The organism is Aerococcus viridans (assembly GCF_002083135.2).
Classification (GTDB): domain Bacteria; phylum Bacillota; class Bacilli; order Lactobacillales; family Aerococcaceae; genus Aerococcus; species Aerococcus viridans_C.
The window spans coordinates 1,214,230-1,229,325 of the sequence record NZ_NBTM02000001.1 but is presented as its reverse complement, the minus strand read 5'-3'; the positions used below and the strand labels follow the sequence as shown (position 1 = coordinate 1,229,325).

At 38.5% G+C, this 15,096-nt stretch carries 12 protein-coding genes; 2 read left to right on the top strand and 10 right to left on the bottom strand.

From position 1 onward, the window contains the following. Positions 1–16 precede the first annotated feature (16 nt). The 3 genes from A6J77_RS05860 to rlmH form a co-directional block, all read right to left on the bottom strand. Positions 17–1,507, bottom strand: coding sequence for a carbon starvation protein A (locus A6J77_RS05860; protein ID WP_083069005.1), 1,491 nt, complete (start codon positions 1,505–1,507; stop codon positions 17–19). A 360-nt stretch (positions 1,508–1,867) separates the two neighbouring features. Beyond that, the gene (gene gloB / locus A6J77_RS05855; RefSeq protein ID WP_083069003.1) at positions 1,868–2,575 is read right to left on the bottom strand and encodes a hydroxyacylglutathione hydrolase; all 708 of its coding nucleotides are present in this window, start codon (positions 2,573–2,575) and stop codon (positions 1,868–1,870) included. Between the two features lie 117 nt (positions 2,576–2,692). After that, the gene (rlmH, locus tag A6J77_RS05850) at positions 2,693–3,172 is read right to left on the bottom strand and encodes a 23S rRNA (pseudouridine(1915)-N(3))-methyltransferase RlmH (RefSeq protein WP_083069001.1); all 480 of its coding nucleotides are present in this window, start codon (positions 3,170–3,172) and stop codon (positions 2,693–2,695) included. Between the two features lie 149 nt (positions 3,173–3,321). Here rlmH and A6J77_RS05845 point away from each other — a divergent pair, with 149 nt between their 5' ends. Beyond that, the gene (locus A6J77_RS05845; protein ID WP_415749488.1) at positions 3,322–4,740 is read left to right on the top strand and encodes a TrkH family potassium uptake protein; all 1,419 of its coding nucleotides are present in this window, start codon (positions 3,322–3,324) and stop codon (positions 4,738–4,740) included. A 10-nt stretch (positions 4,741–4,750) separates the two neighbouring features. Continuing rightward, the gene (locus tag A6J77_RS05840) at positions 4,751–5,425 is read left to right on the top strand and encodes a potassium channel family protein (RefSeq protein ID WP_016896371.1); all 675 of its coding nucleotides are present in this window, start codon (positions 4,751–4,753) and stop codon (positions 5,423–5,425) included. Between the two features lie 433 nt (positions 5,426–5,858). On the opposite strand, the gene A6J77_RS05835 is transcribed toward A6J77_RS05840, so the two are convergent. The 7 genes from A6J77_RS05835 to yycF all read right to left on the bottom strand — a co-directional run bounded on the left by A6J77_RS05835 (position 5,859) and on the right by yycF (position 15,000). After that, on the bottom strand, positions 5,859–7,217 hold the full coding sequence (locus A6J77_RS05835; protein ID WP_083068997.1) for a S1C family serine protease: 1,359 nt from the start codon (positions 7,215–7,217) through the stop codon (positions 5,859–5,861). 111 nt (positions 7,218–7,328) lie between these two features. After that, complete coding sequence (locus A6J77_RS05830; RefSeq protein WP_083068995.1) at positions 7,329–8,144, bottom strand: MBL fold metallo-hydrolase; 816 nt, start codon at positions 8,142–8,144, stop codon at positions 7,329–7,331. A gap of 64 nt (positions 8,145–8,208) precedes the next feature. Further along, positions 8,209–9,987 carry a DUF2207 domain-containing protein gene (locus tag A6J77_RS05825; protein ID WP_083068993.1) on the bottom strand — a complete coding sequence of 593 codons (1,779 nt, stop codon included), beginning with the start codon at positions 9,985–9,987 and terminating at the stop codon, positions 8,209–8,211. Between the two features lie 18 nt (positions 9,988–10,005). Beyond that, positions 10,006–10,827 (bottom strand): two-component system regulatory protein YycI, encoded by an 822-nt coding sequence (locus tag A6J77_RS05820; RefSeq protein ID WP_083068991.1) that lies wholly within the window; start codon positions 10,825–10,827, stop codon positions 10,006–10,008. Between the two features lie 2 nt (positions 10,828–10,829). Then, a complete protein-coding gene (locus A6J77_RS05815; protein ID WP_083068989.1) occupies positions 10,830–12,392 on the bottom strand; it encodes a hypothetical protein in 1,563 nt (520 codons plus the stop codon). Then, positions 12,379–14,274, bottom strand: a complete 1,896-nt coding sequence (gene walK / locus A6J77_RS05810; protein ID WP_083068987.1) for a cell wall metabolism sensor histidine kinase WalK — start codon at positions 14,272–14,274, stop codon at positions 12,379–12,381. The genes A6J77_RS05815 and walK overlap by 14 nt, the downstream gene beginning before the upstream one ends. A 9-nt stretch (positions 14,275–14,283) precedes the next feature. Beyond that, the gene (yycF, locus tag A6J77_RS05805; RefSeq protein ID WP_016896364.1) at positions 14,284–15,000 is read right to left on the bottom strand and encodes a response regulator YycF; all 717 of its coding nucleotides are present in this window, start codon (positions 14,998–15,000) and stop codon (positions 14,284–14,286) included. Positions 15,001–15,096: the final 96 nt, after the last annotated feature.

The window sequence follows — 15,096 nt, the reverse complement described above, 5'->3', positions numbered from 1 at the left end:
AGACGGTATTTTTTATTTATTTTTCATTTACTAATTCTGGATAAAGCGTTTGAATTGATAACTGGTCATTAATTAATTTAGACGAAGGATCTAATTTCGCTTTTTGGTCAATACCTTGTTTCCAGAATAGTGCGAGAATAATTAAAGTAATGGCTGCCCCGCCCCAGTAGGATAAGTTACTTAATCCTAAGTTAAAGCCAATTGGTTCACTTAACAAGTAGACTACAACGGCATATAACATAAAGACACTTGGCACTAGTGTGACGAAGTAATTTCTACCCTTTAGGAATAAGTAGCGTGTTGTTACTAGTAAAGCTAGTACCGCTGTAACTTGGTTGGCCCAGTTGAAGTAACGCCATAAGATATTAAAGTCCACAAAGGTTAAGAAGAATGAAATCACATAAATTGGTAAGGTGATTGTCATTATCTTCGGCAATGTGTCCTGTTTCATGTGGGTATAGTCTGCAATAATAATACGCAATGAACGGAATGCAGATAGACCAGAAGATAATGGTAACACAATAACCCCAATAATTGCCAAAGTACCAAATATTGGTCCTAACAATTCTAATGACACGGCATTCACAACTGCTGAAGCAGTACCTGCATCAATCATACCTGATAAAGTTTCACCGTCAAATAAGGCTAATGAAGCTGCCACCCAAATCATCGCGATAACACCTTCAGCGATCATCATACCATAGAAAGTGAAACGCCCTTCACGTTCATTTTCCATTGTACGAGATACCATTGGTGCTTGGGTTGCATGGAAACCTGACATCGCTCCACAAGAAATAGTGAAGAAGATACCTGGGAAAATAGCCAAGCCTTTAGGATGAAAGTTCGACATAGTAGCTGAAGACAATTCAATCATTGAGTGATCTCCAAAGATTAATGTTAAACCGATTGCTAAAGTTGAAATGATAAGTATTGCACCAAACCAAGGATATACTTTCCCCATTGCTTGGTCAATTGGTAAAACAGTTGAAATAATGTAGTAAATAAAAATAGCAATTATAATGATAATTAAAGCAACGTTACCTGGAAGCAAGCTTTGAATAAGCGCTGCAGGCGACGAAACGAATACAGTACCTACCAATAATAATAGTAAACAAGCAAACAAGTTGACTACATGCATAGTCCCTTTATTAATATACTTACCTGCTAAAGCGGGTAGTTGTGCGCCATTATTCCTAAGAGATACCATCCCCAACATGTAATCGTGGACCGCCCCAGCAAATATACAACCAAAAACAATCCATAAATAAGCGACCGGCCCATATAAAGCACCCATAATTGGTCCAAATACAGGTCCTGTCCCTGCGATGTTTAATAATTCAATAATTGCGTTCTTCCATCTAGGCATTGGTACAAAGTCCATGCCATCTTGTAAAACCTCCGCTGGTGTTGTCCGTTCAGGATTCGGCTCGAAGTTTTTCTCGATATAGCGACCATAGGTGAAGTATCCTACAACTAAAGCGACGACACCTATTATAAATGTCCACATAAAAATTTCCTCCCTTTTTTATCAATGTAAGCGTTTATACCATTATATTATCACGCTATATTGATATACAAGTCAATTTTACTTGAAGAAAATCATTGTTCCGCCATTTACTCGTACATTGCTGTTTTTATGAATATGAGAAAAAGAGTAATTTAAACACTGAGATACAAACCTTCTCATGCTTTATTTTCATTTTCCCCCCCTGTCAGCTTCATGCTTCTCTTATATAAAAAACGCAATATACAGTACAAATTTGTATCCATCACTACTCCAAATACTTATGTAGTTGAGGATAAATAAAAAAAGAGAGGTAGCTTACCATCCGCTACCTCTCCATAATATTTTTCCACATTGAATGCTTTAAAAATTATCCCGTAAATTTCTTAAATCTTTAAAAGCTGTGACATCTTCTGCTTGCATAAAAATGTTAATGATTTTTTCTCTACCAATAGTTGAAGGATAGGTAGGATGGTTTACAGCATTTAAAACTTCTGCTTGCCCTAAGGCTTCAGCAATTACTTCATTTTCTGGAAAGATTGAATGGGCGAATTTTAAATTGGTTAAGGTGTACTCGTGTCCTGCAAAGACAGCAATGTCATCGTCTAACCGACTAAAAGTTTCTAAGGCATCAAATGCTGCTTGGTAGTCGCCCGTAAATACACGACCACAGCCGGCTGAGAACATTGCATCACCAGTAAATAGAAATTGATTATCGACAATATAGGCTAAGTGACCAGCTGTATGGCCCGCTGAAAGTAAAGCGGTTACTTTATGGCCTAAAATATCTACCTGGCTACCATCTTCTAAAATTGTCATATCGTCAAAACCTGGCACCTCACTTGGACCATAAATATTAGTTTCTGGGTAGGTCTGGATAATTTCCTCTACACCACCAATATGATCGTCGTGTTTATGTGTTAATAAAATAGCAATTTGGCTAGGTTTTTCTACTTCGATATAAGATAAAACTTCTGCTGCTTCACCCGGGTCAACAATCATAACACTATCTGTATCTTCAATCATCCAAATATAATTATCTGCTAATGCATGTATTGGAAAAATATTCATATGTAAACTCCTCACTACTCCGTGTATACTTAACGTAATCTATATAAAAAATGATCTTTCTCTTGCATCTTAACATATCATGCATACTATCCGCCATTTATCCTACTGAAACGAGTTTTATTTATGATACGGTTCATTATTTTGTATTCTAAAGGCGCGATAAATTTGTTCTGTTAACACTAAGCGCATCAATTGGTGAGGTAAGGTCATTTTCCCAAAAGAAATGGCTTGATTGGCCCGCTTGTTGACAGCGTCACTGGTTCCTAAAGAACCACCAATCACAAAGACCAGTGTCGATTTCCCCTGAGTCATCTGAACTTGCATCGATTTGGCCAATCCTAAGGACGACAACATTTGCCCATTAATAGCCAACAGATAAACAAAGTCATCCGGTTTTATTTTATTCAAGATACGTTCACCTTCCGCATCCTTCACCATTTCATCTTCTGATTCACTAGCATTTTCTTTTGTCGGTTCATCTTTCACTTCAATGATTTCAAACTTTGTATACCGAGATAACCGCTTAGTATACTCTTCAATGCCTTGTTTTAGGTACTTTTCTTTCAATTTACCAACTGAGATAATTTTAATTAACATGCAAAAATAACTCCTATCATGCAAATATTTCGTTATTAACTTTTTTATTTTTTATTTTACTAGATTTTTCTGCTAAAGTGTTTATAATTAATCGTATTTGAAAAATGAATCTTAAAATTTCTTAAAGTCATCAAGCTTTATGGGAGGTTATCACAATTAATTTAATACATCGAGCGCTACATTATTTTCTAAAACCAGTAAGCCAATTATCTAGCGCTAAAAAAATTGCTTTATCGTTTGCTGTCGTCATCTTTGTAGGTTCACTACTACTGAGTCTACCAATTAGCCAGGTGGCCACATCAGATGCAACATACTTTGACCATCTATTCATTGCTGTTTCTGCTGTCTGTGTGACAGGTTTGTGGGTTGAATCCATTTTTGATACCTATAATACATTTGGACAAATTATTATGTTGATGTTAATCCAGATCGGTGGTTTAGGTTTGATGACATTCATCTCGCTCATTTATTTTAGAATTGGCCAAAATGTCCGCATACGTGACCAAGTTGCTGTTTCCGGTGCTTTAAACAACAGTTCACTAAACGATATTGCCAATTGGCTAGGTAAAATTTTCCGATACACTTTTATTATTGAAGGTGCTGGTGCTTTACTCTTTGCTACTTATTTTATTCCTGAATATGGTTTAGGTCGCGGTACTTTTCTAAGTATCTTTATGGCGGTTTCTGCTTTCTGTAATGCTGGGTTTGACCCACTTAGCAATTCATCTATGATCGCCCTACAAACACAGCCCGTAATTAACTGGACTATTATTTCTTTAATTATTTTAGGTGGTATTGGTTTCTCAGTATGGTTTGATGTAACCAATCAAATCAAAAAGTTAGACCGGTCTAGACCTAAGTTTGCCTTAAAAAATGCGATTCGTCATTTACGGCCACATACTAAATTGGCATTGAAAATGACCCTCCTAATCATTACGCTAGGGACTTTATTATTTCTAGCCTTCGAGTGGAACAATACCGGCACAATTGGAGAGATGAGTATTGGTAACAAGTTGATGACTGCTGTTTTCCAAACGGTTACGATGCGTACCGCTGGATTTGCTTCTATCGATTATACTTTAGCACACCCTGTTAGCATATTGATATTCATTGTTACCATGTTTATCGGTGGGAGTCCTGGTGGTACTGCCGGGGGTTTAAAAACAACAACATTTGCTTTAGTATTAATGATGGCCATTGCAGAAATTCGCCAGAAAGAATTTATCAACTTTGATAAACACACGATTCCAGCAAAACTATTACGTCAGGCATTCGTTATTTTATTACTATATACCACTTTATTAATTATCGGTTCTGGTTTAATCTTAACTTTTGATCCCCAAGTGGATTTCTTATATATACTATTTGAAGCCATTTCTGCTTTTGCAACCGTTGGTGTAACAGCCAATTTAACACCAACGCTTTCTATGGCTAGTCAAATTATTTTAATGGCATTAATGTTTATCGGACGGATTGGTCCAATGACTATGTTCCTTTCTTTATTACCAAGTAAACAAGATAAAAAACGTGATATTAAATATACAAACACAAATATTTTAATAGGATAGGTGTTATAAAATGGGAAAAATGAATTTAGTAGGTATTTTAGGTTTAGGTATTTTTGGTTCTACAATCGCTAAAGAATTATCCGAAAACGGCGTTGAAATCATTGCCTGTGATTTAGATGAAAAAAATGTTAACCGTTTAGATGGTTACTTAACAGTTGGTTCAGTTGGAGACTTTACTGATATAGAATATATGCGTAACCTTGGTTTTGGCCAATGTGATGCGATTGTTATTTCTACAGGTACCAACCTTGAAGCTTCTGTATTAGGTGTTATAAATGCAAAAGAATTAGGTATCGACCATATCATCTGTAAGGTTAAAAATAAAACAAATCGTAAAGTTTTAGAAGCGCTAGGTGTAAATACCATCGTGCAACCAGAAAAAGAATCTGGCGTTCAAATTGCTCGCCGTATGATTCACAACACCATTGAAGAAATTATTAACCTAGATGACGAAACATCTTTAGTAGAATTCCGTCCACCAGAAGAATGGGTGGGCAAATCACTCACTTCATTGAATACACGTCAACGTTACGACATCAATATCATTGGTATCCGCAAACGTCGTCGTGAAGCATTAACCACAACCTTCCCTGCTGACTATATCATCCAAGCAGATGATATCTATGTCGCTATTGCTAATACTGACAAATTTGAAAAAGCTGACTATTTACGTGAAATTCGTTAATGGCCCTTATGCAACTATTAGGTTGGGACGCTGGTCTCAACCTTTTTGTTATTCATTTACCTAATGTTTATGATTATCCACAATTTCCACAGCCATTAGACGCGATTTATGGGCATTTTAAAAAAAGTACACTCCGCCCCCCATAGTTATCCCCACTATCCACATAAAGGTTCACAATTCACAAAGCTTATCTCTCAATGTTTTAAGCGGTACCAACATTTTATACACATCCACACCATTTTATCCACATCTATGTGGATAAGGTATGGGGATAAGTGGATAAGTCTCTAAGTTTTCTATCCCTCGATAAATCAAATGATACTTTCCACCTGATGCAAGTTATACCATCGAAAAAGCTCAACCGATATTAACTGACGGTTGAGCTTCATTTATATTATTTAATAATTCTGTGTAATTGAACAAAATTTCTTCTTTATTGGGTTGCGGAACTGTTGTTTTGTGGTTGTAACTGTACAGTCGCTGTTTGTAATTCACCATTGCGGTAGAAGGAAACCTCTACACTTGCATCAGATTTTTGTTGGTATAAAGCTTGACGTAATGATGCTGAATCCGTTACAGCTTCACCCGCAAATTCAACGATGACATCATCAGCTTGTAAACCAGCTGCCTCCGCCGCCGATCCTGCTGATACTTCTGCAACATAAACACCACCATCAACATCATCAGGTAATTGTAAGTTTTGTGATTGATAATCTAATGACACTCGGTTAAGGTCAACCATAGATACACCTAATTCCGGACGAACAATTTTGCCATTGACTTCCAGTTCACCAATGATTGTTTGCACCTCACCTGCTGGGATGGCAAAGCCCATACCCTCTACTTGGTCACTTGATACCTTCATCGAGTTAATCCCAATCACTTGTCCAGCAGCATTTAATAAAGCACCACCAGAGTTACCAGGGTTAATCGCTGCATCCGTTTGGATAACATTGGCCACCCAGTCGGATGTGCCGTCGCCATCTATATCAACAGGTACCGAACGGTCTAAACCAGAGATAATCCCTTGCGTCACAGTTGTTGCATATTCAGAACCTAAAGGTGAACCAATGGCAATCGCAGGTTCCCCTACTTTCAAGCTATCAGAATCCCCAAATTCAGCAACTGTTGTCACAACATCTGAAGAAATCTTCAATACCGCTAAGTCAGTCCATGGATCAGAACCAACCACTTCAGCCTCAACTTGGGTACCATCAGCCATAATAATATTAATCGCATCTGCCCCGTCAATTACATGGTTGTTAGTGACAACATAAGCAGTGTCCCCATCAACCTTGTAGACAACACCTGAACCCTCAGAAGAAGTTTCTAATTCTGAAGACTCTGTTGTAGTTTCTCCTTGAGTTGGTGAAGTAAATCCGAATAAATCATACGTTGACACAGACTCTGTCATGTTCACAACAGAAACAACTGAATCTTGTACATTAGCTACTGTTTCAGAAACATCCGTAGTCACATCAAGTGAAGTCGATTGGACTGAAGAAGCTGTATTATCTGCTTGCGCACTAGAAACTGCCTCATCTACAATCGATTGCACTTCTTCTGTTGAAATCTGATCATCCGTATCGTTGGCAGTCGTCACAGCATAGCCCACACCAGAAATTAACACAGCCGCAACTGCACCACCAATTAAGCCTGATTGTAAGGCGGTCAATTTACGTTCTTTCTTTTCAGGTCTATGTGGTTCATTTGGGTTTTTAATTGGTTCATCATTTTGGTTATCTACTGATGATTGGTCATTTAAATTATTTGGATTATTTGACTGAGACATTTGCTCATCTCCCTCGATTTTTATTTTAGACTCTTAACACTTTGATTATAGTAGGTATATTTGAATTGTTTATGACTTTTTACAGGCGATTCTATAAATATTTATAAAAATTTATAAGGTAAACAAGCTTGTTGGCTTGTCTGGATTTGTATCATATACTTCAAATTGATCATGAACACCAAGATCAGCCTGAAGCATTGCGGATACGCAAGTTTGGTGGGCAATGGCTTTCATATTATTCTCTTTAGATAAATGGCCTAGATAGATACGTTTCGTTCTATCCCCAATCATATCAATCATGGCTTGAGCACCGGCATCGTTTGATAAATGGCCCTCATCACCGAGGATACGTTGTTTTAAAGACCATGGATAAGCACCCATCCGCAACATATCCAAATCATGGTTGGACTCGATTAAATAACTATCTGAATTCTTCAACAAGCCAATTAACCGGTCACTCACATAACCAGTATCCGTTAAAATCGTAAACTGGCGGTTATCCTTTTGAAAGGCATAAAACTGCGGTTCAGCAGCGTCATGGCTCACACCATAGGACACAATATCCACATCGCCTAAAGTTAGTATATCACCTTGCTCCATGACATGCTGTTTTTCTACTGGAATAACCCCAACCTTACTCCCGATTGCTTGCCAGGTCGCCTCATTAGCATAGACATTTAAATCGTACTTACGCGCTAGAACCCCCATCCCCTTAATATGGTCAGAATGTTCATGCGTAATAAATAAACTATCAATCTCATTGATATCACGGTTAATGCCGGCTAACAATTCCTTCATCTTTTTCCCACTAAATCCTGCGTCCACTAAAATCTTCCGCTTAGGGGTTTCAATATAAGTAGCGTTTCCGCTAGAGCTACTGCCGAGCATGGAAACACGCATTGTAAAATCATTTTGTGCAGTCTCCATGATTGCCTCCTTCTAGATCTAAATACTGTTATTTTTTCATTTATATTCTTCATCTTGTCACCGGCTATTCAGCGACGTCATCATCCGAAACTTCCTCAGCCTGTGGTTGCCACTTCAATTTCTCTAACTGTAAATGGTCAATCGCTTGTGCCGAACCCATCAAAGGTAACTGGACAACCTGCGCCTCTTGTTCCAGCGCCTTAGCAACCTTCACATTCGACCCCGCAACCCAAGCATATAAATATTGATGGTCCAACCATTCTGCCGATTGACGGCCCCAAGCATCCGGATTCATTAACTGGCTGCCGATGCCCTTCAAATAACCCTGCCACAACTTGAATAAGGATACCCCTTTATCACTCCGCATTGGTAAGACATTTTTTTGTAAAAGGGCAACCAAAGCCACGCTGACAAACAGCAATAATGAAGCCCATACATTTAAAGCTTGCAGCTGCAATTGCCAGTAAATCACGAAACCTGTTCCAAATAACCATGCTACCATATAGAGTGTTAGAATAGCCATGTAAACTTGATTCATTTTACTATAAACACCGTCTTTGGTTAAGGGTTGTTTAGCTGCTTGGTTAATCTTACGGACTAATTTCCGGCCAAAGCGTGACATCATCGTTACCTTTCCGGTTTTGTTAAAGACTAAGTCATTTAAAGACACCACATCACGACTGGTTTGACTTTGATTTTGAATTGCACTCAATAAGAACTGTCCCGCCGGTTGGTTGACTTCTGGCTTCAAGATGGACACTTGAATATCTGCCAGCTGGCCCTTTTTATTGACTTCAAAATGGGCCGCCAAAACTTTTGCTTGAATCATCTCTAAGACTAACAAGACAATCTTTTGATGGTCCGAATACCCTTTACCCATTAACCGCGCCACAGTTTGCGGACCGTAAGCATTGGGTTGACTCTCCACAAAGCCTTTCTTATTCGGCACCGCAATCACAATTTGGCGTTTCTTCATATATAAATAAATGGTATAAGCAAAAATTAAGACAAATAAAGTCCCCGCCACAGCCCAGATTTTCATGGTTTGGCGTCTTTGTAAACGCGTTGCTGCTTCTTGACTAGCCTGCATACTTTCAATAGTAGATTGGCCTTCAGAGTCTGCCCCCACCTTTTGGTTATCAGGTAGAATGGACACCGGCATGTACATTTGAAGGGCCACGTTGTCATCAGCTTTTAAGTTTTTCACTGTGATTGTAAATGATTTTCTATCGTCAGCCCATTGCAAGTCCGTTTTGCCTGGACCCGAAATGATTAAATCAGACTGGTCTTCCGGCACGGCTTGCGGGAATGTGACAGTTAAAGTGGCTTGATCGACGTCATAAGGTAATGCTAGAAAGCTATTCTTTAAAATTGACCACTCTGAATAATTTGTCCAAGCATCCGAAATCGTCGCTGAAACCTGGGTGATATGTGGTGCAGCCGTCACCGTATTGTAGATGGTGATGTCCGCCACTTGATCATCGGCAGTAGAAACCGTAAAAGTCCCCACTTCATTTGAATCACTCTCCACAAAAGTGAAATAAGAATCCGCCGACACACTCTTCATATCCACGCCAAGATTGGCCAACTTGCTCATATCCGTTAGGGCAATCCGGTGGTTAAATTCTTCAACCGTCCCCTTCACGTCAAAGCTAATCGTCTCCTCTTGCTGCATGGTCCCATCGGCCTGCACATTCACAGTCGCCGTGTAATCACTCACCGAAGCCACCGCCTGCACGGCTGTCTGGTATCCCGTCAAAAAGAATAATGCGATTAAGCTGACTGCAATAATCGTCAACTTGTGCCAGTAGTTACTGACTTTTTCTTGATAATTTTGAAACATGAATCGTCCTCTTTCCAATTATTGGGTCATAATTGCCCCATTGATACCATCTACAAATACACGCTGCGTCGTCCCTTCATTCGTGCGAATCAATAGGGTCCACACTGGATGGTAGAGGGTCATTTCATCAAGCACTAGGGTCACGCGGTATGATAAGAATGAACGCACAATCGTTGATTCATCTGGAATACTGTTGTTTAAATAGGCATTTTCAAGGGCTTGTTGTTCACTAATGACCGTCCGTTCCTCGCCTTGAATCGCCGTACCACCAGCAATCGTCTGGTCATAGGCGTAAACTGTAAAATCATTATTCACCTGGAACACAATTTCCCCAGTCCCATCCGCAATCACTGCACCTGATGCCGTCTCTTGCATGTAAGTCACCCTACCTGCATTCTTATCATAGGTAATAAACCGGTATTGGTTTCCTTGATAAATTTCACTATTGATAAATTGATTCAAGCTGGCTAAGGCAGAATCAGAAAGTTCTCCTGCTGTTGTTTCCCCAGTCACCCCTTCCAATTGAATAGGGGTATTAATCTGCCCTAGAATTTGATTGGCATTCACTTCAACACTTTGCGTATCTTCTGTGACGGCTAACACATCTTCTTCATTTAAGTTTGTATTCAGAGCTCTAATAAAGGGTATCCGCAAGATCTCATCTGAAATCTCATCATATTGAATATTATTGGCTTTAAATTCCGTCACAATATCCACTGACTGATTTTCAATTGCTTGATTCGACGTCCCCACATACTTATTCATAAAAATATTAATCAGAAATACATTTAAAATCAGGAAGGCTAGAATAAAAATGATTTCTACTTTTTTAAAATTCATCGCTAGCTCTCCTCCTCATCACTATCTGATACCGGCGGGTTCAAAACTTGAGAATAACCAGCTTCGCCTGCATCAGAAGAGAAAGATTCTGAAATACTTTCGTCTAACTGGGTCTTCACTTCTTCCTCACTCACCTGTTGGCCTAGATTGTCAAAATAAAGAGATAAATCAACGGCCTTTCCAGATTCAGTATAAGTAGTTTGCAGAGATGGATACTGACTCATATCAATTAAATCTTCAAGCATAAACCACTTATTACCAATTTGAACGTGCCAAGACGGGATTAATTCTACTAGGCGGCTCGTTTCAGGATTCTGTACCCAACGATATCCTAAGACCAATTCCGAAATATCTTCATTAAAATAACCTGCATTATTCAGTAAATCCAAAGCGTCCGCACCTGACATAACCTTATAAGATTCTGATAAATCAGTCACCTGGGTTTGAATAGTCAAAGCAGACATATAAATGTTTTGAATGGTATTACCAGGCATGACAAACTGTGCTTTTGAGACGTAATTATTCCCAAAAACCGGCAGTGAATTCACATATTTACGGTAAGTGATCATTTCATTTCTGTCGTCACCATTAGATTCTGCATACAACCATGACGTGTGGTCAGCTAAGATATCCGCCATGGCAGCTGATGTGACCTCAAGTTGTTGGTTTAAATTCGTTTCCTCCGCTTTCGTATTATCTTGTAGCAATACTACTTCAAAAGTTTCCATATTGATTGTTAATTGACGACCTTCTGTATAATAGCGTGAAATATTATTCATTGAGTAATCATGGATATCTTCTGGTGTTTCAAAGAAATGATTCAAGAAGTAAGTTGTTGGTTGACGCTCTTGTAAATAAGTTAGCCGATCAATTTCCTGTGCTTCTTTTGATACATAAGACACCCCATTGGATAGGATAACTGGCACAACTGGTTCCATTAAGTCTTCATATGAAGATAAATAATCATGGACCCGGGCCATTACATCATCTACATTATCTGAAATATTCATCGAATATGCCGTATCTGTCACCTCATTCAATAGATATACTTCATTGGTCTCCATAACATAAATATAAGAAGTGATTGATATTTCCTGTAATTCTTCAGGCAGTCTAGACACATCCGCAATCAAAAAGTTAATCGGTGTTTCATTGTTCAATTTATCTTCAACATAGGATTGAGTTTGGACGTAGTTGCGGATATTGTAGGCAGAATCTTCTTCTATTTCACGATTATAGTTAAATCCTGCAGCAACATGTTTCAGCTCTTTTATCGCTGACATATTATCAATCGCTACGTATTCATCCGCCTCACTATGTAAAATTAAGGTCTGTGAGGCTGTAATTTCAACATCTTCAGTCGAATTTCCGTCTGTTGTTTCATTAGAAATCGCCATATTATTCAATTCGGTAGTGGTTTCCCCATTACTTTCTTGATCAGCCTGACTAAACAAGGCATTTAAGGCACTAGGCCCATAAAGGTTACTGACTGAAGCAGCAACCGATATAAGCGCTAGTATGGCAAGTATCGCATGAAGGATCCAATTCCATCTATCCTGCTTCATCGGCCCATTCATCCTCCCCTGCCCAATCATCACTATCAAACTCCTCAAATGGAAGTGAGATAAAGAATGTGGTTCCTTTATTTTCAATCGAATTTACCCAAATTTTCCCGTTATGCAATTCAATTTCTTCTTTTGCAATGGATAAACCTAACCCACTACCACCTTGAGCACGTGAACGCGCCTTATCTACTCGGTAGAAACGGTCAAATAAGTGTGGAATTGATTCTTGAGGGATACCTAACCCTTGGTCTTGAATACTTAAGACCAGTTGGTTATGTGTAGACATTAAACGCACATAGATTGTCCCACCATCTGGCGAGTATTTAATGGCGTTATTTATAATATTATCGATAACTTGAATTAACTTATCTTGGTCAATTTCTACCCAGACCTCTTCTTCCATTAATTCACGTTTAATAATATAATTTTTACCTTCATAATCTTCAGATTGAAGCATCATATCAAAACGGTCTAAGATATGGTTCACCAAGTCTTTGAAAATAATCAACTCTCGGTTAATCACCTGTTGCTTAGCGTCCATTCTAGAAAGATGTAGTAAGTCTGAAATCATCCGAATCATACGGTCAGTTTCAGTTTGAATAACATTCAAGAATTCAACCGCTACTTTTTCATCTTTAATGGCCCCGTCAACCAATGCTTCACTATATGAACGCACACTCGTTAGTGGTGTACGCAACTCGTGTGAAATATTTGAAACGAATTGCTTACGGTCACGTTCAATTTTTTCATGTTCCGTAATATCTGTTAATACCCAAACCAAACCGGAAATAAAGCCAGATTCTCGTTGAATAACTGAATACTCAGCGCGAATAATTGTTTCACCTTCATCATTTGCATAATTTAGTAGGATGGATTCATGTTGGTCAAATAATTCTCTGAATGAGAAACGATCAGAAAGGTCTAGAGCTTCAATAATAGATTCCCCAATCACCTCTTCTTGTGTCTTATTCAAAATATTCAATGAACGGTCATTAATAATGGTAATTTTTCCGCGTCGATCGGTGGCAATAACCCCATCCGTCATATGACGTAGGACTGAATCCAACCGCTGCCGCTCTGCTTCAGTTAGGTCTTGTGCGTCCCCAACACGAACAGATAAGTAGTTGATAGATTCTGCCAACTGCCCGATCTCATCTTCTGAATTGATATCCAAAGTAGTTGAATAGTTTCCTTCAGCAATTTGCTTGGTTTGATCGCGCATTTTTTGTAGCGGATTGATGATCTGACTAGAGATTAACACCGCTAATCCTGTCGTAAACACAAGTGAAATACCTGATGCAATCAAGAATAGAGACATAATATTTTGAATCTGGCTATAGATAGTCTCTAGATTTGCAGTCACATTTAAAATACCAATCATGGCTCCTGAAGATGCCGTAGAAAAAATTGGTGTCACAAATTTTTTGATGCGGATTTCTTGATTGGAATCATAGCCTGACGTTTCACTACGAATACCTGTATATAACGTTTCTTCTATATCTTCATCCACCGTTCTTTGCCCAATATAGGCTTGCGAAGTGGGGTTTGAAGTTGCTAATAAGAAACCATTGCTATCGAATAATTGAATTTCTAATACACTATCATTATTAAAGCGACGCAAGATTGAATTCACCTGCGTCTCTTTTTCATCCTCATTCAAATCTTCATCTTCCATCACCGTTTGAATATTATCAACGATAAACGTCGTTTGGCTCGTTATTTGGTCATCAAAAGATGTTAACATTTCTGTTTCTAGCGAACGAATAAAATACGCTCCGACAATTTGGAGCGAAATTAGTAGTGTTAATATAAAAATAACCGGTATTTTAAAATTAATAGATTTGAAAAAAGGAATCCCAGATTTCTTCCTTGTTTTTGGCATGACTGACCTCTATTCTTGAGTTGGAATTTTAAGGAAATAACCAACACCCCGTCTAGTAATTAAAATCTTAGGATGACTTGGATTTTCTTCGATTTTTTCGCGTAAACGTCTAACAGTCACATCCACTGTACGAACATCACCAAAATAATCATAACCCCAAACAGTTTGAAGCAAGTGCTCCCTGGTCATTACTTGGTTAATGTGTTGTGAAAGATAATGTAGCAACTCAAATTCACGGTGTGTTAACTCAACATCTTCCCCATTTTTAGAAGCAATATACTCATCCTCATGGATCAATAAATCGCCAATTTCAATAATATTGTCTTTCTCCGTCACTTCGTCAGCTACTACTGGTTCAGCAACTACCGCAGTACGGCGGATATTGGCTTTTACGCGCGCCATTAACTCACGGTTTGAGAATGGTTTGGTCACGTAATCGTCCGCCCCTAATTCAAGCCCCAATACCTTATCAATTTCACTATCTTTAGCAGTTAGCATAATGATTGGCACTTGGCTATCTTTACGGATTTGACGGCAGACTTCTAGCCCGTCGATTTTTGGTAACATCAAATCTAAGACCACTAGGTCGGGTTGGAATGATGCGAATTTTTCTAAAGCTTGCTGCCCATCATAGGCAGTGTCTATTTCATAACCTTCATTTTTTAAGTTGAAAGATATAATATCTGAGATTGGTTTCTCATCGTCAACAATTAATATTTTTTTCATTAATGTGCTCTCCTTGATTGTGAACATATGATCTTGGAAAATTTGCTAGAACTTATCACCTTATTTTAACACCTTTAGATGAAAATGCCAATTATG